General features: G+C 39.2%; 24 protein-coding genes. 13 read left to right on the forward strand and 11 right to left on the reverse strand.

The genetic code is table 11. From position 1 onward, the window contains the following. Positions 1–52: 52 nt before the first annotated feature. The 4 genes from T8I65_RS10180 to T8I65_RS10195 all read right to left on the reverse strand — a co-directional run bounded on the left by T8I65_RS10180 (position 53) and on the right by T8I65_RS10195 (position 7407). The gene (locus T8I65_RS10180) at positions 53–1657 is read right to left on the reverse strand and encodes a RagB/SusD family nutrient uptake outer membrane protein (RefSeq protein ID WP_322300503.1); all 1605 of its coding nucleotides are present in this window, start codon (positions 1655–1657) and stop codon (positions 53–55) included. 10 nt (positions 1658–1667) lie between these two features. Next, complete coding sequence (locus T8I65_RS10185) at positions 1668–4766, reverse strand: SusC/RagA family TonB-linked outer membrane protein (protein WP_322300504.1); 3099 nt, start codon at positions 4764–4766, stop codon at positions 1668–1670. A 284-nt stretch (positions 4767–5050) separates the two neighbouring features. Continuing rightward, a complete protein-coding gene (locus tag T8I65_RS10190; RefSeq protein WP_322300505.1) occupies positions 5051–5695 on the reverse strand; it encodes a gluconate 2-dehydrogenase subunit 3 family protein in 645 nt (214 codons plus the stop codon). Positions 5696–5706: 11 nt separating this feature from the next. After that, complete coding sequence (locus T8I65_RS10195; RefSeq protein ID WP_322300506.1) at positions 5707–7407, reverse strand: GMC family oxidoreductase; 1701 nt, start codon at positions 7405–7407, stop codon at positions 5707–5709. 149 nt (positions 7408–7556) lie between these two features. On the opposite strand from T8I65_RS10195, the gene T8I65_RS10200 reads away from it, so the two are divergent. The 9 genes from T8I65_RS10200 to T8I65_RS10240 all read left to right on the forward strand — a co-directional run bounded on the left by T8I65_RS10200 (position 7557) and on the right by T8I65_RS10240 (position 16212). Continuing rightward, positions 7557–8555: a sugar phosphate isomerase/epimerase family protein gene (locus T8I65_RS10200; RefSeq protein ID WP_322300507.1), complete on the forward strand. Its 999-nt coding sequence runs from the start codon at positions 7557–7559 to the stop codon at positions 8553–8555. Positions 8556–8578: 23 nt separating this feature from the next. Further along, positions 8579–9817, forward strand: coding sequence for a nucleoside permease (locus T8I65_RS10205; protein ID WP_322300508.1), 1239 nt, complete (start codon positions 8579–8581; stop codon positions 9815–9817). Between the two features lie 7 nt (positions 9818–9824). Continuing rightward, complete coding sequence (locus tag T8I65_RS10210) at positions 9825–10967, forward strand: Gfo/Idh/MocA family oxidoreductase (RefSeq protein ID WP_322302795.1); 1143 nt, start codon at positions 9825–9827, stop codon at positions 10965–10967. A gap of 4 nt (positions 10968–10971) precedes the next feature. Next, positions 10972–12024: a sugar phosphate isomerase/epimerase gene (locus tag T8I65_RS10215; protein WP_322302796.1), complete on the forward strand. Its 1053-nt coding sequence runs from the start codon at positions 10972–10974 to the stop codon at positions 12022–12024. 10 nt (positions 12025–12034) lie between these two features. After that, the gene (locus tag T8I65_RS10220) at positions 12035–12784 is read left to right on the forward strand and encodes a DUF1080 domain-containing protein (RefSeq protein ID WP_322300509.1); all 750 of its coding nucleotides are present in this window, start codon (positions 12035–12037) and stop codon (positions 12782–12784) included. 94 nt (positions 12785–12878) lie between these two features. Further along, positions 12879–14090, forward strand: a complete 1212-nt coding sequence (locus T8I65_RS10225) for an alpha/beta fold hydrolase (protein WP_322300510.1) — start codon at positions 12879–12881, stop codon at positions 14088–14090. Positions 14091–14192: 102 nt separating this feature from the next. Next, positions 14193–14786, forward strand: a complete 594-nt coding sequence (locus tag T8I65_RS10230; protein ID WP_322300511.1) for a superoxide dismutase family protein — start codon at positions 14193–14195, stop codon at positions 14784–14786. Positions 14787–14875: 89 nt separating this feature from the next. Further along, complete coding sequence (locus tag T8I65_RS10235; RefSeq protein WP_295179557.1) at positions 14876–15406, forward strand: RNA polymerase sigma factor; 531 nt, start codon at positions 14876–14878, stop codon at positions 15404–15406. A gap of 2 nt (positions 15407–15408) precedes the next feature. Continuing rightward, on the forward strand, positions 15409–16212 hold the full coding sequence (locus T8I65_RS10240; protein WP_322300512.1) for an anti-sigma factor: 804 nt from the start codon (positions 15409–15411) through the stop codon (positions 16210–16212). Positions 16213–16518: 306 nt separating this feature from the next. On the opposite strand, the gene T8I65_RS10245 is transcribed toward T8I65_RS10240, so the two are convergent. From T8I65_RS10245 to T8I65_RS10255, 3 genes are all read right to left on the reverse strand, one after another. Then, positions 16519–17217 carry a LytTR family DNA-binding domain-containing protein gene (locus tag T8I65_RS10245; protein WP_322302797.1) on the reverse strand — a complete coding sequence of 233 codons (699 nt, stop codon included), beginning with the start codon at positions 17215–17217 and terminating at the stop codon, positions 16519–16521. 66 nt (positions 17218–17283) lie between these two features. Next, entirely contained in the window at positions 17284–17598 is a 315-nt protein-coding gene (locus T8I65_RS10250; protein ID WP_322300513.1) for a 2TM domain-containing protein, read from the reverse strand. Then, positions 17598–18923, reverse strand: coding sequence for a 2TM domain-containing protein (locus T8I65_RS10255; protein WP_322300514.1), 1326 nt, complete (start codon positions 18921–18923; stop codon positions 17598–17600). The genes T8I65_RS10250 and T8I65_RS10255 overlap by 1 nt, the downstream gene beginning before the upstream one ends. Before the next feature lie 174 nt (positions 18924–19097). Here T8I65_RS10255 and T8I65_RS10260 point away from each other — a divergent pair, with 174 nt between their 5' ends. Then, positions 19098–19532, forward strand: coding sequence for a hemerythrin domain-containing protein (locus T8I65_RS10260; RefSeq protein WP_322300515.1), 435 nt, complete (start codon positions 19098–19100; stop codon positions 19530–19532). A gap of 30 nt (positions 19533–19562) precedes the next feature. Here T8I65_RS10260 and T8I65_RS10265 read toward each other — a convergent pair whose 3' ends face one another. After that, complete coding sequence (locus T8I65_RS10265) at positions 19563–20870, reverse strand: NAD(P)/FAD-dependent oxidoreductase (RefSeq protein ID WP_322300516.1); 1308 nt, start codon at positions 20868–20870, stop codon at positions 19563–19565. A gap of 125 nt (positions 20871–20995) precedes the next feature. Here T8I65_RS10265 and T8I65_RS10270 point away from each other — a divergent pair, with 125 nt between their 5' ends. Next, on the forward strand, positions 20996–21490 hold the full coding sequence (locus T8I65_RS10270) for an RNA polymerase sigma factor (protein WP_141877963.1): 495 nt from the start codon (positions 20996–20998) through the stop codon (positions 21488–21490). Between the two features lie 9 nt (positions 21491–21499). Beyond that, the gene (locus T8I65_RS10275) at positions 21500–22135 is read left to right on the forward strand and encodes a hypothetical protein (RefSeq protein WP_322300517.1); all 636 of its coding nucleotides are present in this window, start codon (positions 21500–21502) and stop codon (positions 22133–22135) included. Positions 22136–22169: 34 nt separating this feature from the next. On the opposite strand, the gene T8I65_RS10280 is transcribed toward T8I65_RS10275, so the two are convergent. After that, on the reverse strand, positions 22170–22973 hold the full coding sequence (locus tag T8I65_RS10280) for a lysophospholipid acyltransferase family protein (RefSeq protein WP_322300518.1): 804 nt from the start codon (positions 22971–22973) through the stop codon (positions 22170–22172). Between the two features lie 73 nt (positions 22974–23046). Then, positions 23047–23685 (reverse strand): CoA pyrophosphatase, encoded by a 639-nt coding sequence (locus T8I65_RS10285; protein ID WP_322300519.1) that lies wholly within the window; start codon positions 23683–23685, stop codon positions 23047–23049. On the opposite strand from T8I65_RS10285, the gene T8I65_RS10290 reads away from it, so the two are divergent. Beyond that, entirely contained in the window at positions 23684–24457 is a 774-nt protein-coding gene (locus T8I65_RS10290) for a peptidylprolyl isomerase (RefSeq protein WP_322300520.1), read from the forward strand. The two genes, T8I65_RS10285 and T8I65_RS10290, sit on opposite strands and share 2 nt — an antisense overlap. Here the strand turns inward: T8I65_RS10290 and T8I65_RS10295 are convergent, their stop codons facing one another. Further along, a complete protein-coding gene (locus T8I65_RS10295) occupies positions 24458–25171 on the reverse strand; it encodes an RDD family protein (protein ID WP_322300521.1) in 714 nt (237 codons plus the stop codon). Positions 25172–25191 lie beyond the last annotated feature (20 nt).

The following is a 25191-nucleotide window of genomic DNA, read 5'->3' on the forward strand; positions in this document are numbered from 1 at the left end:
TAACAAAAAAAGAGGGCTAAAATAGCCCTCTTTTCATTCAATTTTTAAAAGTTTAGTAACCCTCGTTCTGAGTTAAATTCGGGTTAGATATAATCGCCGACGCCGGGATTGGGTATAATGTTCTGTAATCTTCAGAAGCATCTTTATAACCCCATGCTTCAGTAAACTTACCAAAACGGATCAGGTCATTTCTTCTCCAGAATTCAGAGTAAAGTTCTCTACCACGTTCATCGATAATATCTTCAGAAGTAACTGAACTAAGAGGAGAAGCCTTACGTATCGTTCTAAGTTCATTCACCAATTCTGTAGCGTCTCCACCACCGCCGTTAAGTGCAGCTTCAGCTTTCATGAGATGAGCATCCGCATATCTGAAAACGATCTTGTGCCCGGTGAAAGAACCATTCGTTGGGTGGTACTTGATCACACGAACCCCGGTAGACTGACCATTACCTAAAAGTCCAGGAAGTTCTTTTGTAAAACTAAGATCTTTACCAGCTTCAGCCTGTAGTTTAGAACCATCGATCCCGTATTGCTGTCCTATTAACATCCCAAATCCTATTTGAGAACCATCAAGCATACCATCACCATCTTCATCAATCTCGTCTGCTACACCATCACCATCAAAGTCAACTCCTACAGGCGATCCTTCCGTTGGAACGTATCCTCTACGCTCTTCCTGACCATCTCCCATAAAATTTGAATTTGGATCACCTTCGAAAAGGTCATAAAATTCAGCTAGAGTGGTAAAACCATTCCAACCACCACCACCATTCGCTGGTGTATTCTGGTTATAGTGTAATGTATGCCACATAACGTTTCCAACTCCGGAATTTGTATACCAGATAGTTTCATTATCAAGTTTTGGAGAGAAGATTCCAAAGTAACCTTCTTCCAGACCAAAGCCCATAGCACTAATTGCGTCCACATTGCTAATCACCTGTTGCATGTCCCCAGCGTCTGGTGAACCCGTCCCTGTATAGATATGCTTATTAAGATACATTTTAGCAAGCATAAAGTGAACTGCTGCTTTAGTCGCACGATTCGTAGCTTCTGTTCCTGGCGAGGCCGTAGCAATATTCGCCGCAGCTGTATTCAGATCTTCCATGATAAAGTCGAAAGCTTCTGCTCTGGACATTACCGTAGGATCTACTTCAATTCCTTCATCTGGTCCTCTAAACGGCACCTGACCGTAAAGATCCATCACCCAGAATGTAGCGAAAGCTCTTAAAAACCTTGCTTCTGCTTCCTGTTGTGGAGTAGCATTACTCCTCTCGTCAATGATTTCAGTAGTTCTGAAAATGATAGAGTTCTGCTCATTCCAGGTATCTCTTACATGCTGGTGAATTGGAGACCAGCTGTGCTGATGTAATGTTCTCCAAACACCATTATCACCCCAGTCTGTTCCTCTGGTGGGCACCAGGAATTCATCTGTACTTACCTCGTTAAGAGCGTAAAGGTTAGCCTGATTTTCTAATTGTCCCCGTACAGCATCATAGATACCGCTCAAGGTCGCATCTACGTCACCAACTCCGGTAAATTCTCCGGTCTGGTTTACGATGATCGAATCTGTTTCCTCAATTTCCAGGTCTGTACATGCACTAAAGACGAACAGTGCGCAGGCTGGAATTAAAGTAAAATACTTTCTATTTTTCATCATTAATTTTTTTTTAAAATTTAGCATTTAATCCAAATGTTACCGTTCTAGGTCTAGGGAATGCTGTATAATCGATACCAGCTGTTGGTAAACCATTTAGTGACTTATCTACACTAACTTCCGGATCAAGACCTGAATAGTCTGTGATCACGAAAAGGTTTTGACCGTTTACATAAACCCTTAGATTTTCTACGAAAGAGTCTTCAGCAAGAGGAATAGTATAACCAAGACTTGCATTTTGTAATCTTAAGAAATCACCTTTTTCAAGAAATCTTGTAGATACATCTGGAGCATTCGCTGGAAGTTCTCCGTTTGTAAGTACATCTGTAGTTACGTTTCTACCACTGTTTATACTACCTGCAGTAAAGAATGCATTGGCAGTATTGTTATAGATATAGTGACCAAACTGTCCTGCAAAGAAAATTGAGGCATCAAAGTTTCCAAATTCAGCTCTGGTATTAATACCAAGGTTTGTAGTTGGAAGTGCACTCTTATCAACGAACTGCTGCTCATCTCCATTAGGATAGATAGAAAGACCATTTTCATCAAATCCACCGAACTCTCTTAAGTAGTAAGAAAACAATGGACGCCCTTCAGCTAATAGCTGAGCAAAAGCTCCGGTAAGACCCTGACCTGAAATTTGAGCCGTCTGGATCAGACCATCAAAATCCTGAAGTTCATTATCGTTATAAGCTACGTTGAAACCAAAGTTCCAGAAGAAATTGTCATTATCAATGATATCATAATCAATTGCGAATTCAACACCCTTATTAATTACACTAGCATCAAGATTCTGGAAAGTGAAAGGTACCGGTGAAGGCTGAGCCTGTTCTGCCACAAGAAGAAGATCCTGTGTATCCTTATAGTAAAAATCAAGACTACCAGATAATCTATCATTCATGAATCCATAATCGATCCCGACATTAGCCTGAGCAGTTTCTTCCCATTTCAATCCTGGGTTAGCGAATCCTGCAGTTCCAAGTCCACCACCATTTATGTTTCCACCATTATCAATTCCGTAGCCATTAAGCACACGACGAATAGTAAAGTTTCCATATCCAAGACCTTCCTGGTTACCAGTGATACCATAACCAAGTCTAAGTTTCAAGGTAGATAAAGCGTCTGGAGAAAAATCTTCCTGGTCGATCTTCCATGCAAATGCACCTGAAGGGAAGTAACCATATCTATTGTCTGGACCAAATCTTGAAGATCCATCTGCTCTCATGGTAAATGTAAATAAGTATTTATCCATCAAAGAATAGTTCAACCTGGTAAAGAATGATTGAATTTCATCTGTATTATCGTAAGTTCCACTTGTAAGTACTCTGGTATTGATTCCACCTGGACCGTTTACAGATTCTCCTAATACAGGACCATTGTCTGTAAATAATCTATCTACAAGCAAGCCATCAGCATTGTAACGTAACTGGTTAAAACCACCATTTATCGCTCCATATAACGCATCAATATCGCTTCTTAATTCTGAAGACATTGCCCCATTATCTGTGGATACAAATCCAAAACCATTAGCATATCTACCTTCTCTCTGGAAATCCTGGAAAGAATAACCAACTAAAGCTGAAAAAGTAGAGTTATCAAACTGCTTATCGTAGTTCACTACAAACTCCATCAATCTGTTCGTAGCTTCAAGATCGTTTAACTGAGCACGACCATTTCCTGGTGATCCATTATCAAAGTTGATCACATTTCCTGAAACTGAAGCATTCTGCTCAGATTCAGCTCTGTCATAACCTAAAGTTACTTTTGCATTCAGGTTTTCAAGAATGTCATAATCTGCAGAAAGGTTTAAAAGGATTCTGTCGGTTTCTGTTTCATTCTTAACATACTCAAGAATTTCTAATGGGTTTCTACTGTTTCCAACCGGGTCAAAACCTACTTCAGCAGGCCATGTTGGATTTGCGTAATACGCTGCTCCCAGCAAGTCACCTGTAGATGGACCATCATTACCAATAGGCGCCGCTTCATCCTGTACATTGGAAAGTGTCAATTGTAAACCAAGATTTAACTTATCATCAAAGAATCTTTGATTAGCATTTAAACGACCTGTTAGACGTTCCATTTTTGAGTTCTCAACAACACCTTCAATTCCATTATATCCTAAAGATACACGAAGGTTACCGGAACTATAACTATTCATATAAGATAAAGCATGGTTTTGAGAGATCGCAGTTCTTAGGATCTGATCCTGCCAGTCTGTATCTGCACCAAAATCCTGTGCCTCTCTGTCTCCACCATATTGCTCTACAGCATCCAGGAATTGTTCAGCGTTTAATAGATCAAATTCATTTGCTGCATTTGCAATACTTACAGAACCATCATAAGTAAATGAACCGCCCTGGGCTCCTCTACCAGACTTGGTCTGTATAATTACCACCCCATTCGCACCTCTGGAACCATAAATTGCAGTTGCAGACGCATCCTTTAAAACACTGATGCTTTCAATATCGCTAGGGTTTAAGAAGTTTAATGGGTTTCTTGAAGAGCTAGACCCAATTCCAAGGTCACCACCACCTGCAGCGGTAGCATCACCAGCTAATGGTACACCATCCACAACGAATAATGGATTGTTATTAGATCTTACTGAAGTTGTTCCTCGAATACGAAGCGCAATCCCAGCTCCAGGTTCACCACTTGCCTGCGTAATCTGTACACCAGCCGTTTTACCCTGAATTAATTCTTCCGGTGAAGAAATATTACCTTTATTAAATTCTTCGGATGTTACCGAAGCAACTGCACCGGTCGCATCCCTTACAGTTGTGGTTCCATAACCAATTAAAACTACCTCTTCCAGTTCAGAAGCATCTGTTTCAAGGTTTACATCGATAGTGTTACGACCGCTAACCTTTATCTCCTGTGTTACATAACCAACGAAGCTATACATAAGTATAGCGTCTGCCGGAACATTATTAATGGTGTAATTACCATCAAAATCTGTAGTGGTACCCGTCGATGTTCCCTTGATGGAAACAGTTGCACCGGGCAGCGGACCACTCTCATCTGTCACTGTTCCGGTTACAGTTTGCGCTTTTGCCATACCGAAGGTAATAAGTGCTCCGATGAACAAAAGGCTCCTGAAAATCAATTTTCTCATAAGTTAAAGTTTTAGTTGGAATCGCTCAATTACACGTTGAGCACGATAAATTTATATAATTTATTGTTAACAAAACAATCGGCATTCTGAATTTATAGGATTTCGCAAACGTTTGAAATTTATAAATGTCAATTTCTTGAAGCAATTTTTAAGGAATCCACAAAAAGATGGCGATAATGCAATGTAATGAGCATTATCGCCATAATATTAAAAATTTCATAATTTGATTTTTTTTACCAACAACTGTTGATAAATCTCAAATTTTTGTGATTCTGACTAAGAATCTATAAAGACATCGCTTTTCCGCCACCAAGTTCACTAACCGGGCCGCAAGGGATGTACTCTCCAGGAATTGGATCATACCACATAACATTCTCACCTACTTCTTCGCTGTTCTTCCATGCCCAGATTGCCATATCTCTAACATTATTTAGGTATGCATAAGCTCCAGCATCTGAATCCATTTCAACATCAGGCTCCTGATTTTGAGCATCCTGAGTTTCGGTATTACGCTTCATGTATTTCTCCCGATCTGCCGGAGTCGCTTTCAGATACTTTTTAAGTATTAGATCATATTCTTCTTTAGTTCCATTATCCTGAGATTTTTCAAATTCTTTTTCAAAGGATTTCGCAAAAGCATCTGCAGATCGATTAAATTCTTCAGCCCTTTCCGGCTCAGCTACGGTGTCCATATAAGAATCAATGAACTGTGCAATATTCAGGTCTGAAGCTCCTGGCGTATCTGTTGCGGGTAAAATTGTATCAAGAACCTGCTTTAATGCTAGTCCGTTTGAAGCACTTAGGTACACGGGTTGCCAGTCATAATCAGGTTCATTCTTGCAACTTTGCAAAAGACTTAATACCGAAGGCCCTACGACAAAAACTCCTGCACCCAGTCCGAGATTTTTTATTAATTGTCTTCTATTCATGATTAAAACTATTATGCATTAGACTTTTTAAAGTTTTTGGAAGCATGATCTGCCGCTCTTGCAGTCATGGCCATATAGGTCAAGGAAGGGTTCTGGCAACCGGCAGAAGTCATAAATGCACCATCGGTTACATATACGTTTTTAGCTTCGTGAACCTGGTTGTTTCCATTAAGTACAGATGTCTTTGGATCTCTACCCATTCTGGCCATTCCCATTTCGTGAATTCCAAGACCTGGAGCCCCAATATCATCGTAACCACTAACATCTTTAAATCCAGCTTTTTCAAGCATCTGTACTGCCTGATCCACCATATCCTTACGCATCTTCAGCTCATTCTCTTTAAACTCGGCATCAAAAGTTACGGTTGGTAGCCCCCATTCGTCCAGTTTATTGTAATCAAGACTCATTTTATTTTCGTGATATGGTAGAGTTTCTCCAAAGCCCATCAATCCCATGTTCCAGCCTCCTGGTTCTGTTACCGCTTTCTTAAGGTCTTCACCAAAGCCTGCTTCCGCAACGCTATCTGTCCAATTGGTACGGCTGGCTCCACCCTGGTAACCATAACCTCTTAAGAAATCAACTTCACTATTACCGTTAAGGTTTCTGAATCTGGGCAGATATATTCCATTAGGCTTTCTTCCTTTATAGTACATGTTCTGGAAACCATCATAATTTCCGGAAGCTCCTGCTTTAAAATGGTGATCCATCACATTATGCCCCAGTTCTCCTGAGTCATTCCCCATTCCCTCAGGAAAACGATCAGATTTTGACTGCATAAGGATACTAGTAGACGCCACGGCTGAAGCACATAAGAAAACGACATTGGCTTTAAACTCCATAGCCTCTCCACTTTCAGTATCTACAACTTTTACTCCAGTAGCAAGTTTGGTATCTGCATCATACAGCACTTCGCTCACGATGGAATTTGGTCTTAAGGTCATGTTCCCGGTTCTTTCCGCAGCAGGTAAAGTAGAAGAATTACTGCTAAAATACCCTCCATAAGGACAACCACGAATACATCTATTTCTAAACTGACATTTAGAACGGCCTTCGAACTTCTTATCACCGGTAATATGGGCAACACGACCGGAAGTCATTACCCGACCGTTGAAATTTTCAGAAATACTTTGTCTAAGATGATCCTCCACACAATTTAATTCCATTGGTGGTAAGAACTGACCATCTGGCAATTGACTCAAACCTAACTTCTCACCGCAAACTCCTATATAAGATTCTACATAATCGTACCAGGGTGAAATATCCTTATAACGAATAGGCCAGTCCACTCCTACTCCGTCATTTTTATTCGCTTCAAAATCAAGATCGCTTAATCTGTAACTATGTCTTCCCCACATGATCGATCTACCTCCAACGTGGTATCCACGCATCCAGTCAAATCTTTTAGTTTCATTATAGGGATGCTTAATATCATCTACAAACCAGTGTTTGCTAGGTTCAGCAACAGTATAGCCGGTTCTTGCCTGCTTGAGTTGTCGTTGTTTCTCTTCACGTGGAACCTGTCCTTTAAATTTGTAATCCCATGGATCATCATTCATAGTTGGATAGTCCTTGACATGCTCTACCATACGACCACGCTCCAGAACAAGTGTTTTAAAACCCTTCTCTGTGAGCTCTTTAGCTGCCCATCCACCACTAATACCTGTTCCAACAACTATGGCATCATAGCTGTCATTTTCATAATAGTTATTCACAATTCATTGATTTATCGTTGAAAAAATAGTTCGAAGTCTACCAAATATATAAATTAATGACTATAATTTTACATCTTTAAAAAAAAGACTACATTTAATTTTCAATCTATCAATGGCATTAAAGCCATACAACCTAAGCATACCAAAAAATGAATTTTAGATCACTTAGAGCCTGCAGTCTCTTTCTTGCTATTAGCCTTTCCCTATCCTTAACCTCTTGTAAAGATCAAACTGAATCCAGCAAAGAGAATGAATCCCAGGAAGTTGCAGAAAAAACAAATGATTCTTTATTCTTCAAGATTTCACTAGCACAATGGTCCCTTCACCGTCCAATTTTTGAAGGCAGCCTGAACCCAATGGATTTTGCCGAAAAATCCAGTGAAATGGGTTTTGAAGGGGTTGAATATGTTACAAGTTTTTATGCTGAAAAAGTAAAGGATTCCAAAACTCCTGAAGAGGATTTACAAAAAGTACTGGACACACTTAAAAACAGAAGTGAAGAATTTGGTGTTCAAAACTTACTACTTATGATCGATGGCGAAGGAGATCTTGCAACCAATGACTCTGTAGCAAGAAACCAGGCAGTAGAAAATCATAAAAAATGGGTGGATGCCGCTCAATTTCTGGGTTGTCATTCTATAAGAGTGAATCTGTTTGGTGACGAGGAAAGAGAGAACTGGAAAAATAATTCTATAGATGCCCTCAAAAAGCTATCTGAATATGCCGCAACCAAGGATATTAATGTATTAGTAGAAAATCACGGATACTTATCTTCAGATGCAGATCTTCTGGTTAGTGTAATGGATGCCGTTAACATGGAAAACTGCGGAACTTTGCCAGATTTTGGGAATTTCTGTTTAAAACGTGAAGGCGGTGCCAGATGGCAGGCAGAATGTATCGAAGAATTCCCAAAATATGAAGGCGTGGAGAAATTGATGAAACATGCAAAAGCTGTAAGTGCAAAATCTTACACCTTCGACATGGAAGGCAATGAAGAAGTTATCGATTATAAAAAGATGCTACAAATCGTTAAAGATGGTGGCTATACAGGCTTTATCGGTATTGAATATGAAGGTACAGACATGGATCCTGAAAAAGGGATCAATGCCACCAGAGATCTACTTATCAAAGCAGGAAAGCAAATTTAAACCAATTCCAACAAGTCCTATTTATGAGCAAATTAGTCCGCTTCCAACTATCCTTAATGATGTTCTTAGAATTTTTCATTTGGGGTGGCTGGTTCGTTACACTGGGAACCTATCTCGGTTACAATTTAGATGCAACAGACGTTCAGATCTCAACCGCTTTTTCTACGCAATCCTGGGGAGCTATCATCGCACCTTTTATTGTAGGAATGATTGCCGACAGGTTTTTTAACGCTGAAAAGATCCTCGGAATTTTACATCTTACCGGTGCAATTTTGATGTACTTCATGTATCAAAGCACAGATTTTGCTGAATTCTATCCATTGGTACTTGCTTACATGATCGCCTATATGCCAACACTGGCTCTTGTTAACTCGGTTAGCTTTAACCAGATGAAAGATCCCGCAAAAGAGTTCTCCTTTATACGCGTTTTTGGGACAATTGGATGGATCATAGCAGGGCTGGTTATCAGTTATATTTTCTTCTGGGATTCTCCGGAATCCAGACAGGAAGGAATGCTGAAAAACACATTTTTGATGGTAAGTATTGCTTCAGCATTTTTAGGAATTTTCAGTTTTACGCTTCCAAAAACACCACCATCTGCAGATAAATCTAAAAAGGTAAGTGTAGTAGAAACACTAGGACTGGATGCGTTGGGATTACTGAAAGACAGAAATTTTCTCATGTTCTTCCTGGCATCTGTACTAATATGCATACCGCTAGCCTTTTATTATCAAAATACAAATCCATTCCTTTCTGAAGTTGGAGTAGAAAACCCAACCGGTTTAATGACCATCGGGCAGGCATCTGAAGTTTTATTCCTGTTACTACTACCCTTCTTCTTTAAGAGATTTGGTTTCAAATTGACCATTATCGCTGGAATGCTGGCCTGGACCCTGCGTTACCTGCTTTTCGCTTATGGAAATTCCGGAGAACTTATATTTATGCTCATTACCGGGATCGCCTTACATGGGATCTGTTATGATTTCTTTTTCGTTTCGGGACAGATCTATACAGATTTTAAAGCCGGTTCAAAATATAAAAGTTCAGCACAGGGATTGATCACTCTCGCTACCTATGGCGTGGGAATGTTGATAGGTTTCTATGTGGCTGGTTTGATCACCAATGCTTACGTTACCGGAAATAAAATGCATGATTGGGAAACTATTTGGGTATATCCTGCGGCATTTGCATTTGGAGTCCTGCTCCTTTTTGCCTTATTTTTCAGGAACGAAAAGATCGACAAAAAAGATATTGAAATTTAAACATTGAATTATGAGTAAGATCAAACTCGGAATATTAGGTGGCGGTGAAGAATCTCTTATTGGAATTCTGCACAGAGTCGCGGCCAATATGTTCGACCAGTTTGAAATTGTAGGTGGTGTATTTGATACCAATCATCAAAAAAGTATTGATTTTGGTGGAAAACTTCAGCTTGATACCTCAAGAGTCTATCGTGATCTAGACCACCTTGTAGATGAAGAAGCAAAGCTTTCAGAAGAAGATAGAATGCAGGTGGTTTCGGTACTCACTCCTAATTTTCTGCATTTCCCAATGGCAAAACAGTTGCTTGAGAATGGATATAATGTGATTTGCGAAAAACCATTGACAACCACTTTCGAAGAAGCTAAGATCCTGAATGAACTTCAGAAGAAAAATAATAAGATTTTCGCGGTAACTTACACTTACACTGGATATCCAATGATCAGGCAGATGAAAACGATGATCGCAAATGGTGAAATAGGTGAAATTCAGAAAGTAGATGTACAATACTACCAGGGATGGATCAATCCTTTAATTCATGATAAGGAGAAACGAGCGTCCACATGGAGACTAGATCCGGAAAAGTCCGGAATTAGCTGTTGTATTGGTGACATTGGGACACACGCATTTAATATGGCGGAGTACGTTACCGGAATGCAGGTGAAAAATATCCTATCAGACCTTAATTATCTATATGAAGATAATCCTATGGATATTGACGGAACCGTTCTTTTACGCTTTTCTGAAAAGATCAAAGGTGTTCTAAGAGCAAGCCAGATCGCTACAGGTGAAGAGAATAATTTTTCAGTCAAGATATATGGAGATAAAGGCGGTTTAAAATGGGAACAGGAAAATCCGAATTATCTCTATTTACTGAAGGAGGATCAACCACTACAAGTCCTTAAACCAGGTCATGCTTATAACAGCGACTTCTCTCTTGAAGGCACTAAACTTCCTGCAGGACATCCTGAAGGGATTTTTGACTCTATGGGGAATATCTATTATGGAGTTGCGCAGGCAATAAAAGATAACAGCAAATTTGAAGGAGCTTATCCTAAATTACATGATGGTTACAGAGGGATGCATTTTATAGAACAAACAGTAGCTTCCCACAAACAGGGTAATGTTTGGGTAAGCATGGAAGAAGAATAATATGATGAAGACAATAAAAGGACCGGCAGTTTTTCTGGCTCAGTTTATGGACGATCATGCGCCTTTCAATTCCCTGGAAGGTTTGTGCAAATGGGCTGCAGACTTAGGCTATAAAGGAATTCAGATCCCTACCTGGGAAACCAGGCTTATAGATCTTAAAAAGGCTGCTGAAAGTAAAACATATTGCGATGAACTTGCAGGAACCGTAGGATCTTATGGACTTGAGATCACCGAACTAAGCACACACCTGCAGGGACAGCTAGTTGCTGTACATCCTGCTTATGATTTAATGTTCGATAATTTTGCTCCAGATGATTATAAGAATAATCCAAAAGCAAGAACCGAATGGGCAGTAGATCAATTAAAATATGCGGCTAAGGCCAGTAGAAATTTAGGAATTGATGTTCATGGAACCTTTAGTGGAGCTTTGTTATGGCACACCTTTCACCCATGGCCTCAGCGACCTGAAGGACTTGTGGAAATGGGTTTTAAAGAACTTGCAGACAGATGGATGCCAATCCTGAATACTTTTGATGAACAGGGAGTTGACGTTTGTTATGAGATACATCCTGGAGAGGACCTGCATGATGGGGTGACCTTTGAACGCTTTCTGGAGGCTACCAATAATCATAAACGAGTGAATATTCTTTATGACCCAAGCCATTTTGTTTTACAGCAACTGGATTACCTGGAGTACATAGATCATTACCATGAGTTCATAAAAATGTTCCATGTCAAAGATGCTGAATTTAAGCCCACGGGCAAAAAAGGAATGTTTGGTGGCTATGGGGACTGGAAAGATCGCGCTGGAAGATACAGGCATCCAGGCGACGGACAGGTAGATTTTAAAAATGCCTTTTCTAAGCTAACTGAATACGGCTGTGACGTATGGGCAGTTCTGGAATGGGAATGCTGTATTAAAAGCCCTGAACAAGGTGCCAGAGAAGGTGCTCCATTTATTCAGAAGCATATTATTGAAGCAACTCAAAAGCGTTTTGATGATTTTGCAGGTTCAGAAATCGATGAAAATAAACTCAGGAATATTTTAGGAATTTAAACACATAACAATGAAAAGATTAGCAATTATAGGCTGTTCAATATTAGCGCTTACTGCGTGTAAGAACGAAAATAAAGAAACCGAAGCTGAGAATATGGACACTCAGGAGTCGGTTACCATGCAGGAAGAAGAGCAGGAATGGCAGGAACTATTTAATGGTGAAGATCTTCAGGGCTGGAAAGCATATAATAAAGACAGCATCTCTTCCCAGTGGAAGGTGGAAAATGGTGTGATCGCATTTGAACCTTCAGCTGAAGAAAGAGAATCTTCTGAAAATCTTATCACTGAAGATGAATTCGGGAACTTCGAAATGAGTTTTGAATGGAAAATTTCCGAAGGTGGAAATAGTGGTGTGATGTGGGCAGTTCAGGAAGACGAGAAATATGCTGAACCTTATTTAACAGGACCGGAAATTCAGGTACTGGACAATCAAAAGCATCCTGATGCTAAAAATGGTCCAAACCGAACTGCAGGAGCTCTTTACGATATGGTTCCTCCAAGTGAAGATGCAACCAAACCTACAGGAGAATGGAACAAAGAGACAATTTATATCAACCACGAAGAGAATAAAGGATGGGTAGAATTAAATGGAACTCGCGTTACTGAATTTCCTGTACATGGAGAAAAATGGGAAGAAATGGTGAAAAACTCAAAGTTTAGTGAATGGGAAGGTTTTGGCACTAATCGTAGCGGCCATATTGCCTTACAGGATCATGATGACAAGGTTTGGTATCGTAACATAAAGATTAAGGAATTATAAAATTCTGCTAAATAATAATTAAAGCTGCGTGATGCAGCTTTTTTTATACCCCATACTCTACAAAATAAAGTATCTTAAAAAATAAATTTGATACATGAACAAGAAGGATATAAGCTTTAAAAATGCAGATGGAAAAGAACTGAAGGGAGTTCTGGAATTACCACTTAATGAAACCCCTACAAACTTCGCGATCTTTGCCCACTGTTTTACCTGTAACAAAAATTTTCACGCTCCTACGAATATTAGCCGAACGCTGGCATCGCATGGCTACGGAGTTCTTAGATTCGATTTTACGGGCCTGGGAGATAGTGAAGGAGACTTTGAAGACACCAACTTTTCAGGAAATGTAGAAGATCTAATTTCAGCAGCGAAGTACCTGGAAGAAAATTACCATGCTCCCAGTATTATGATTGGACATTCACTGGGAGGAGCTGCAGCCTTATTTGCCTCAAAACAGCTCGAAAGTATTCGCTGCATGGTCACTATAAATGCACCTTCCAATCTTACCCACGTAAAATCCCATTTCAAATCCAATATGAAGGAAATTGAAGAACAGGGTTATGCCGAAGTGAATATTGGCGGTAGAGAATTCAGGATCAAACAACAATTTGTGAAAGACCTGGATGATAATGAGGATGCAACAGCGCTTCAAGAAATTAGAAAAGCTTTGCTAATATTACATTCTCCACAAGATAACATTGTGTCCATAGATCATGCTGAAGATTTGTATAGATCTGCATGGCATCCAAAAAGCTTCGTTAGCCTGGACGGAGCAGACCATATGCTGAGCGATAAAAGTGACTCATTATATACAGGAAACCTGATTGCTACCTGGGCTGCACGTTATATAGATTCCGAAGAAAAGGAAGAATTAAGTACAGATCATGAGGTAGTCGCTAACCTTGGTGAACATGGCTATACTACCCAGATTAGAACAGGGAATCATAGTTTTATTGCAGATGAACCTGCTAAAGTTGGTGGCGCAGATCTTGGTCCTACTCCTTACGAGTTGGTTTCGGCGGGACTTGCCGCCTGTACCTCCATGACCATTCAAATGTATGCCCGCCGCAAGAACTGGAGTATACAGAATGTAGAAACGCATGTAAGTTATTCGAAAAAACATGCTGATGACTGCGAAAATTGCGAAGATGCCGGTGCTAAAATTGATACTTTCGAAAGAGAGATCTCGATCAAAGGTGATCTTGATGAAAAGCAACTGGAACGTGTGCTGCAGATCGCAGATAAATGCCCGGTCCATAAAACCTTATCCTCTACAGGGAAAATAAATTCAAAATTGCGTGATTAAGCGGATATGGTTCTATTGTTAAGCTCTCCTTAAACTTTTGGCTGCACATGACAATAGGACTAATTTAGACCTGTAAACCGAATTTTAACCAATCGATACAGTATGAAACGTATTAGTTTATCTCTAGTTCTTTGCGCCGGATTAGTTTTCACAGGATGTAAGAACGACAAGAAAGAAAAAGAAATGGATGACCAGAACGAGACAGAAATGTCTTCAGAAATGGACAGCCAGAAAAATGAAGAAAAAAAGAAAGCAAAAGTTACTTTGCAATCTGTTAGCAACTCAGCCCTTAGTGGTAATGTAGTATTTACGCAAGAAGATGGTGAGGTTTCCATGACTGCAATTATCAGTGGTCTTGCTGAAGGAACTCACGCTATTCATATTCACGAAAAAGGAGACTGTTCAGCAGCAGATGGTAAATCTGCCGGTGGACACTGGAACCCAACTGGTGAAGACCATGGAAAATGGGGTGATCCAGAAGGTTTCCATAAAGGAGATATAGGAAATTTCGAAGTTGATGAGAATGGAAATGGAACCGTTAATCTTACTACCGATGAGTGGTGTCTTGATTGTGGTGACAAGAATAAAGATCTTGCAGGAAAAGCAGTGATCGTTCATGACGGTGTAGATGATTATACATCTCAACCTTCAGGAGCAGCCGGAACCAGAGTTGGTTGTGGAGTTATTGAAATGTAATAAGCATCCAATATTATTTGAAAGCGGCTATTTAGCCGCTTTTTTTATACCATATTATGAAGTATATTTATTTTTTCTAAACATTATTTATGCAGCAGGACGGTTTAATCCTTGAACTTCAGAATGGTAATCAAAGAGCTTTCGAAAGAATCTATGAGCTTTATTCTGAAAGTGTTTACGGTATTATATTCAGTATAGTGAACGATCAGGATATTGCAGAGGAAATACTACAGGATGTCTTTTTAAAGATCTGGAATAACGCTTCATCATACAATTCAAGCAAAGGCCGGTTTTTCACCTGGATCTTAAATATCGCCCGGAACGCTTCTATAGATCAGCTTCGCTCCAAGAGACACAAGAACAGCCAGAAAAACCTGACAGCAGATAATTTCGTAGATATTCTGGAAAGTAAGTCTAACTTCTCTGCTCAGGCAGATGCTATTGGAATTCAGAAATATATTGATGTTCTAAAGCCTGTTTGTAAGAAATTGATAGACTTGCTCTTCTTTAAAGGATTTACACAGAAGGAAACAGCGGAAGAGCTGGATATGCCACTGGGCACGGTTAAAACCAGAAACAGAGCGTGTATTAATTCACTTCGGAATATGTTAGCTGAATAAGAATGAATATCAAAGAATACATAGAATCAGGGATTTTAGAGCTTTATGTTTATGGAGCTTTAACCGAAACTGAAAGCAGGGAAGTATCTGCAATACTTAAGGAGCATCCCGAGGTTGAAAAGGAAGTGGAAGAGATCGAAGCTGCATTACTCAAACTCTCGGCAGCAACCGCTCCTTACAATCCAGAAGCCTTACTAGCCAGCATAAGAACCAAGCTAGCTGGAAAAGGTAATCGTAAAGTGGTAACCATGGAAACTGAAAGTAGAACACCGTGGGTATCTTATATTGGCTGGGCAGCCAGTATCTTGCTATTAGTTGGTTTATTCTTCCTTTTCGAAGATAACAACGATCTAAGAGAGCAACTAAATTCTGAAAAAGTACGCAGCGCGAGAATGGAACAGCAAATTGTTGATATTCGTGAAAACGCAGAAAAAAGCGAAGATCTCCTTGCCATTCTTAGAAGTAAGAACGTTTCAAGGGTAAGTCTGCTAGGTCAGAACGTAGCTCCTGAAGCATATGCAGCGGTTTACTGGAACAAGGAAGATAACAAGGCGTACATTGATGCTAAGGAATTACCTGAGCCTCCAAGAGGTAAAGTGTACCAGGTCTGGTCACTAAAACTGGATCCTTTAACACCAACGAGTATAGGCCTTCTGGATACTTACGCAGTGGACGATAACAAAATATTCGAGCTTGACAATGCAAACCAGTCTGAAGCTTTTGGTATCACACTAGAGCCTGAAGGTGGTAGTGAATCACCAACCATGGAACAACTTTATGTACTTGGTGCAGTATCTGCTCCTTAAAAATTAGGACAACCTTCTACAGATATTTAAAACCCTGCATTAGAACGCAGGGTTTTGTTTTCTGAGATCAAAAAATATATATTATATAAATTAATAAGCCCCACGCAAATGCGTGGGGCTTACTTTGTAAACGTTAGAAGGATTTTCGAGGGTCCTCACTCCTAACATCTAACCAACCAAAAAAATCAAAAACTCAAATCGACATAATTCGACCAAAAATTATTCAAACAAACCGAGTTTATATATCAAGATATACGGAAGCTTCTTCCTTGCGGTTTTAAAATAATCAACTTTAACATTTTAACATCAATTGTTTAGCCATGATTTAAAGTCTTTTACCCGCTCACGGCTTACAATGATCTGGAATTCAGTAAAGTTTTCGATCTTCACTTCCAGTCTTGAATTGGAATAGGTTAGTATATCTTTGATTGCCTTAATGTTCAGGATACATTTTCGATTCACCCGGTAGAATTTTTGAGGGTCTAACTCATCCTCCAGTTGTTCCAGCGGAATATCAATCGGATAATTTCTTCCGGAATAACAATGCATATAAGTTGCTTTATTTTCAGAATAAAGGCAGGCGATTTCGCTGGCTTCAACCAATTTTAAATGCTGGCCAACTTGGGCTGTGAACCGGGATTTATAAGTTTTTTGGGATGACTGACCAGTCAACATGCTTCTAATTTCCTGCAGGTCCAGCCCTTCATTCTTCCTCGTGCTTTCAAATTTTGTGATCGCGGCTTCCAGTTCCTCGTCATCTATAGGCTTCAGCAGGTAATCGATACTATTTAATTTGAAGGCTTTCAAAGCATATTCATCGTAGGCAGTCGTGAAGATAATGGCACTCTTAGGAGAAACCTGTTCAAAGATCTCAAAGGAGAGTCCGTCGCTCAACTGTATGTCCAGAAATATTAGCTCCGGATCTGGATTATGCTGGAACCATTTAATAGCATCGCTCACTGAATGTAGCATTACTTCCGTGGTCAATCCAAGATCAGTAAGCATTCTATGTAAGCGTCTTGCGGCAGGTTTTTCGTCTTCAATAATTACTACTTTCGTCACAGTTCTGGTTTATTTCCAAAGTTGCTTTTTGTCCTTTTCCATGATCTCTTTGATCTTGCGCTCTTCCCATGATTTTCTGAAGATGAAATTTGGCCCGAATACGCTCGCCCAATGTGCGAATAAACCTATCCCCCAAAAGAACAGTGTAGAATAGTTCTGCCACCTGGTAAGACCCTCTTCAAAGCCTGTCTGGCGTGTACTTACCACGAAAATGGCTATATTAACGAATATATACACGATAAGGTGAACGTAAAACCCTTTGATATCTTTGATTCTTTTCTGCGCCTGCTTGTAACGCATATCTTTTCTATAATCGATTTCCATTAGTTCCAGCTTTTATTTTGTTGTTGATCCTTTTCCATTAATTCTCTGATTTTACGCTCTTCCCATTCAGATCCATATCCAAATACTGAAAAACCGTGAATGGTCAATCCAATACCCCATCCAAATAACGGAAACCAGAACCATTGAAAACCCCAGTAGGTATAGTAATTTATAAATATTAGAAAAGGGATAACTACGCAGTAAGATATAAGGTTTCCATAAAATTCCTTAATCTCCTTTACTCTCTGTTTTGCTTTGAAATAAGCATTTTGCTCGTTAATAGTGGTCGATTCCATAATTGATATTTGTTTAGTTAGTATTGGGAGTTTCACCTTGAAGTGATCCTCATTTTGTTCGATTAATACTTTACGTTCGGTCACCACATCGTAGCGGTTCACGATATTCTGAAGCCCTACGCCTTTACGATCACCCAGAACTTCTTTTTTCTGAAAGTTGTTCTGTACAACCAGGTAACCATTTTCCTCAATGATTTTAATATGCAAAGGTCTGCTGTCGCTTACCACGTTATGTTTGATGGTATTTTCTAGCAATAGTTGTAATGATAAAGGAACTACTTTTGCTTCTTCTGAAGATAATTGCTCTGGCAGTTCAAAGAAGATACTGTCTTCAAAACGCATTTCGAGTAATTTCATATAGGTCTTTGCAAATTTCAGTTCTTCTGAAAGTGGTACAAGATCTTTATCTTTCTGTTCCAGCACATAACGGTAGACTTTCGAAAGTGAGGTAGTAAAACGTTGTGCCTGGTAAGGATTTTCATCTATTAGGGAAGCAAGAACATTCAAACTATTAAAGAGAAAATGTGGATCTAATTGATTCTTTAGTGCATCAAATTTAGCTGAAGCAGTTCCTGCAATGATCTTTTGCTCCTTAACTCTCTTCTCCTGAAGTGCTTTATAAAAATAGATGAGGTGAAAAATCAGGGTAACGATCGTGGTAAATAGTAGCGGAAAGAAATAAAAGCTAAGACTTTCATTCTCCAGGAATTCAGGTAATGGCTGTTTTCCGAAAACAGTTTTATCAATAAGTCTGCATAGAAAATATCCCAGCAAGGTCAATATGATCGAACCGGAAGAAGCTATAAAAGCTCTTTTGAGTCCGGCATCTTTCCAGCCTACCTTTTTATTAAAGTAATAGAAGTAAAGTACGTTTATAGAGGTAAGGACAAATGAATAGAAGAAATACATGGCCAGGTTTTCCCAGTCTGTAAGTGCTCTAAAGCTAAATCCATTAAAAGTAGCATCCAGTAGAGCTATGACTAAGCTCACAATAACACTGATCTTTAATATTTTTAATAGGTTCTTCATTTGTGTAATTCTATATCAAAGATGTACTCTTTCTCCCTTTTACTGAAAGTTTTATTACTGAACTGTCAATTCTGCTGGCTGAACTGTTAGAAGCATATCCATTGTATTCTGTAAATTAGAAAATCTTTAACATAAAAATGAATAACTTAGAAACAAATCATAAAATTCAAACGCATGACAATTTTTGAAGCATTAAGACAGGAGCACGAAATCCAGCGTGACCTGATCGACAAGCTTATAAAAACCGAAGGAAAAACTGAAGAAAGAAAAAAGATCTTTGAGGATCTAAAACATGAATTAAAAATTCATGAGGATGCTGAAGAGCGCCATTTCTATATTCCGCTAATGGAAAAAGATATGACCCAGGAAAAGGCAAGACATAGTGTTGCTGAGCATCACGAAATGGATGAACTGGTGAAACAACTGGAAGATACCGAAATGGACGCTTCTAACTGGTTGAAGATCGCCAAAGATCTCGAACATCAATTGATCCATCATCTTGATGAAGAAGAGCAGGAAGTATTTCAATTAGCAGGTAAAGTACTAACCGATAATCAAAAAACTTCATTGGCTTCAGATTATAATAAAGAAATTAAAGAAAGAAGATAAATTATAAAGGCCGTCATATGACGGCCTTTTTTATGCTTTGTCCTTATCCATAGACATTCGTTCTTCATGACCTTTAAAAGGTCTTATGATCAATCGCGCAGCCTTGTCAAAATTCACGTAATTGTATAACCAGTTAAAGAAAGTAACAGCACGGTTACGGAAGCCTACCAAAAACCACAGGTGCACGAACATCCATACGAACCAGGCAAAGAAGCCTGAAAACTTCCATTTATGCAGGTCTACTACTGCCCTGTTTCGACCTACAGTAGCCATGGTTCCTTTATCAAAATAATCGAAAGCTTCCAGAGGCTCACCTTTGATCAATCTTTTTATATTTTTAGCTAGATGTTTCCCTTGCTGTATCGCAGGCTGAGCCACCATAGGATGGCCTCTAGGGAAGTCCTCGGTAGCCATTAATGCAATATCACCAATAGCGAATATATTCTCATAACCGTTTATCTGGTTAAAGGCATTTACCTCGTAACGGTTCGCTTTTTCGACCATGGCCGAAGCATTCAATCCTTCTACGGGTGCTCCGGTAACTCCAGCAGACCAGATAAAAGTTTCGGTTTTTAGAGCCAGTTCAGTATTAGTTTTCACCAGGTGACCATCGTAGTTTTCGACCATCGTATTCAAGTGTACTTTCACACCGAGTTCTTCCAGCATTGCCTGAGCCTTTTCAGAAGCATGTTCACTCATAGGAGGTAATACCCGTCCCATTCCTTCCAGAAGATGAATGTTCATTTCGTTAGGATCCAGATCAGGATAATCTTTAGGTACTATATGATTTCGAAGTTCTGCAATCGCACCGCTAAGCTCTACACCTGTAGGTCCTGCTCCGGCAAGCACAAAATTCAGTAATGATTTACGTTTTTCAGGATCATCTGTGATGGTAGCCTGCTCCAGATTTTCAAGAATAAGACTACGGATATTCAGGGCTTGCGGAACAGTTTTCATCCACATTCCATGTTCTTCAATACTATCATTTCCGAAGAAATTTGTTTTTGAACCCGTCGCGATGACCAGATAATCGTAGATAATATCACCAATACTGGTATGAACGGTATTTTTTTCCGCAGAAATTGATTTTACCTCCGTAAGTCTGAAAAAACAGCGATCACTGGAACGAGTAATTTTTCTCAATGGATATGCGATCGAATCTGGTTCCAGTCCCGAAGTGGAAACCTGGTATAGTAATGGCTGAAAAGTGTGGTAATTATGGCGATCCAGCAAGACCATTTGCACATCCTGCTTCATTAAATTTCTTGCCAGTGCCAGCCCGGCGAAGCCACCACCAACTACTACAACTCTTGGTAAATCAGACTTTGGAATAATCATTTTCGGTTGGTTTTATTCAAATTTAAGATTCTTAAAAGCAAAGTAAGATGGATTAACTATAAATTAAAGATTTTTGTAACGCTACAGGCTTTTTATCTACCTATTAGTGCTAACCAAGAAGATTCGTGAACAAAGACCTAGAACATCAGTTTGTAACAAACCTGGAGCAAAACCAGAACATTGCACACAAAATCTGCCGTATCTATACCAATGATCAGGAATCACATAATGATCTTTTTCAGGAAATTACGATACAGTTATGGAAAGCTTACCCAAAGTTCCGGGGAGATTCAAAGTTTAGTACCTGGATGTACAGGGTCGCTTTGAATACGGCCATCACGCTTTACCGAAAAAAGAAGAAAAGTATACGAACCCAGGATTATGATAGTGTTCACTTTAAAATAAAAACGGAAGCTTATGATGATACTGCAGAACAACATTTGAAACTAATGTATGATGCGATCAAACAATTGAACGATATCGACAAGGCACTGGTCTTTCTTTATCTTGAAGATAAAAATTATGCCGAGATCTCTGAAACTCTTGGGATCACAGAAGTTAATGCACGTGTAAAAATGAATAGAGTGAAAACGAAATTACAAAACATTATAAATCCTTAATAGCGCCGTATGGATAATTTAGATCTATTAAAAAAGGATTGGAAGAAGCAGGAGAAATCTATTCCCCAGCTTTCTTACGACGAACTATATAAACTTATCTGGAAGCGCTCTTCTTCTATCGTGAAGTGGATATTTTTTATAAGTATTATCGAGTTTGGACTAGGAGCAGTATTAAATATTTTCATCGCTGATGATGAATACTGGGCAAAAATGGAAGAATATAATCTTACACTATTTCTTATCATCACTTATGTGGTCTCATACCTTGTCACCTTCTATTTCATTTACAAGTTTTATAAAAACTACAAAGCTATCAATGCTACAGATAACGCTGCAGTATTGATGAAAACCATTTTAAAAGTTAGAAAAACAGTAAAATATTACATAGGATTTATACTGATATCAAGTGGCTTTGTCTTTATATTTTCTTTGATTTTTATATTGAGAAACCATGTTTTAACTGCGGAGACAGTAACTTCTGATATGTCGTTTGACTGGAAGCAATGGCTATTATTTATAGGAGGAACATTACTTGCTCTGGCGGTAATCTTGGGTGTTATCTGGTTGATCTATACGATGGTATATGGAATCCTGCTGCGAAGATTGCACCGAAATTATAAGGAATTAAAAAAGTTAGAAATGTAAAAGTGAAGGCCGGAAGTGATTCCGGCTTTTTTTATCAATATCCGAAACGTCTTTGTTCGTTCAGGTCTTCCATCGCCTGTATTTCTTCAGAAGGAATTACTTTCAGAAATGAAGGATGTTGCTCAATAGCATATTCCAGTTTCTTTACAATATCTTCAATACTATCATTCTCGTAATCAAATTCAAGAGGTTTCTTGATCTGGAAGGTTTGAAGTATACCACGCTTTTTGATTCTGAGACCTTTTTTATCAAATGATCTTCGGAAGCCATCGATCACAATTGGAATCACGATAGGTTTGTGATTTTTAATGATATGAGCCGTTCCCTTTCGGATAGGTTTAAAAGGTTTCGTAGTTCCCTGCGGAAACGTGATCACCCATCCATCATCAAGTGCCTTACCAATGTTTTGAGTATCGTTGGGATTGACATCTCTTTTGACCTCCTGCCCTTTTGCTCTCCATGTTCGTTCCACAGTTATCGCTCCGGCATAAGCCATAATTCTAGCGAGAAGTCCCGCCCGCATGGTTTCCTTTGCAGCAACATAATATATATTCATTTTAGGCTGCCAGATATACCCTACATTCTTAATGCTATCTACCCGCCCGCTTAAACTAGCGTTGAAAACATGGAACATAGCGGTAACATCAGCGAAATATGTTTGATGGTTGGAAACAAAAAGCACATTGGTATCTGGCAGGTTCTTAATGATCTCAGAGCCTTCTATCTGTAATTCATTATATCCACGATAGCGCCTGTGAGTTAAAACACCGAATATGCGAATAAGCCACTTCTTTAAGAACTGATAATGTCCAAACGGATTTTTCTTAAACAACCCCATGCTACTTATTTTATCTATTGAAATTTTTAGATTTCCTTAACAAAACCGGGCAAATATAGTAATATCTCTCAAATTAAATTCTAAGCAGCATTTCCCGAACTTCAGCGAGCATCATTCCAGTAGCTCCCCACACAACTTTATTGTTCAGTTTATAAGCTGGCACTTCAATTTCAGTGGCATAAGAAGTACTCAGCGTTTCGTTTCTTAGATTATTATCATCCAGAAATTCACTCAGAAGTACCTCCATAATTTCTTCTACTTCAGATTCCTGCGGAATAAGTTCTGGAGTATGATCCAGCAGGCCTATAAATGGATAAACCCAGAAATTGGACGGCGGAATATATAACCTGGACAATTTTGCGATGACTTCTACTGAATCTTGTGGAATTCCCACTTCTTCTTCAGTTTCTCTTAAAGCGGTATGTTCCATATCTCTATCTTCAGGTTCTACCCGACCACCTGGAAATCCTACCTGATTGGAGTGCACTCCTTTATAGGTTTTTCTAAGGATTAATACCATTCGTGTTTTTTGCTGCATGTCTGGATAGAATAATGCCATTACTCCAGCTTCCTGAGGTTTTAGCTGCTCCATATCCAGCTCCTCCAATTCCTTAATTCGCATCATTGGAGCCAGTTTTCGGTGTGCCTCCTCTCCCGGCAACGGCATTTTTTTTAACTTTGAAATCCTGTTTTTAAAATCTTTGAATTCCATGTTTAGAAAGTCTCTTTTACTAACAATTTTTTCAGTTCTCTTTTTCGCAAGTTGTGAAGATAAGCAAAGTTCCTCAGAAAAGTCGGCTAAACCTACTGCAGCAGAGCTTGAACTTCAAAGAAAGAAAGACTCTACACAGCAGGCCAGAGATAGTATTTTGAAGGTTCGAAAAGCAGAGATTCAACGCGCAAATATTAAAACTGAATTCGAGAAGAATGACATGTATCCCATCGCACAAGAAGAATTGATGCCTACTTTACGCAAATATGGTAATGAGCATCCTGAAACCAGGATAAGAATCAAAACAAATTTCGGGAATATCGATGTTCAGTTATACCGGGATACTCCGCTGCACCGGGCAAACTTTATTATGCTTGCAAAAAATGACTATTTTGATAATACATTTTTCCATAGGGTTGCACCGGGTTTCGTGATACAGGGTGGCAATGCAGACAACCAGATCACTGCAGATAATCGAGGTGACGTGGGAAGTTATTTGATCCCGAGCGAGTACGAAGCAGGACATCAACATAGCTACGGAGCCTTTTCAGCTGCAAAATATGCCGAGCAGAACGTTAGTAAAGCCTCTTCCCCATTTGAATTTTTTATCGTTATGAATAAAAATGGAACTCCGCATCTAGACAATGATCATACGGTTTTTGGTCGTGTAATAAGTGGAATGGATGTAGCTGAAAAGATTTCCCAGGTTGAAACCGGAGAATCTGAATGGCCTATTAATAATATAGAAATGGATATTGAAGTTCTGGAATAACTATTGGCTAGTGTAGTAATTATAGTCGGTTACCACTCTATCCAAAAATTCCATAGGTCTTTCTTCAAATCTTACATCCAGCAATTCAGCAACCTTTTCACTTAGGTTCAGGATGATATGGTGATGTCCTTCAGCTTTAGCATTCTGGTACAAATTCTTAATCTCCTGCACATCTTTATCTGAAAGCACGGTAACCTGAGGATATTTAGGTGTATAATCTTCAGAAAAACTGGCACCCAGTGTATGCTCAATTCCAAATTTCTTTTTTTCAGTAATAACCGTTGTACCCGCCGCGAGATCTCCCAGTCGCTGCCCCTTACCAGTAAATAATATAGTTACAACCGCAACAGCACCGCTACTTGCCGAAATATCTATTAATCGAAGTAACCAACGGGTTAGATAATTAGAAAATGTAGGACGACTACCATCCTTACGTACCACGCGGATATCAAGAATTGCCTTTCCTGGCGTCTGCCCGTTCCAGAAAGTTTCCCATAACAAATAGTATAACATAGTAGGTAGCCCAAGAACAGTATAATACATCCATTGGTCTCCTGCACCATTGGTCGCTCCTGCGATGATTAGACCAGAAAGGATCATATAGATCACGATAATGGCGAGATCTATAAAAAAAGCAAGGATCCTCTCACCCACTCCCGCAATATTGTGCTGAATATTGATATTTTGGGCAGTTTCGATTTGAAAATTATCCATTAAATATGTTACTTTGGTTC

It is taken from the genome of Christiangramia sp. OXR-203 (assembly GCF_034372165.1).
Lineage (GTDB): Bacteria > Bacteroidota > Bacteroidia > Flavobacteriales > Flavobacteriaceae > Christiangramia.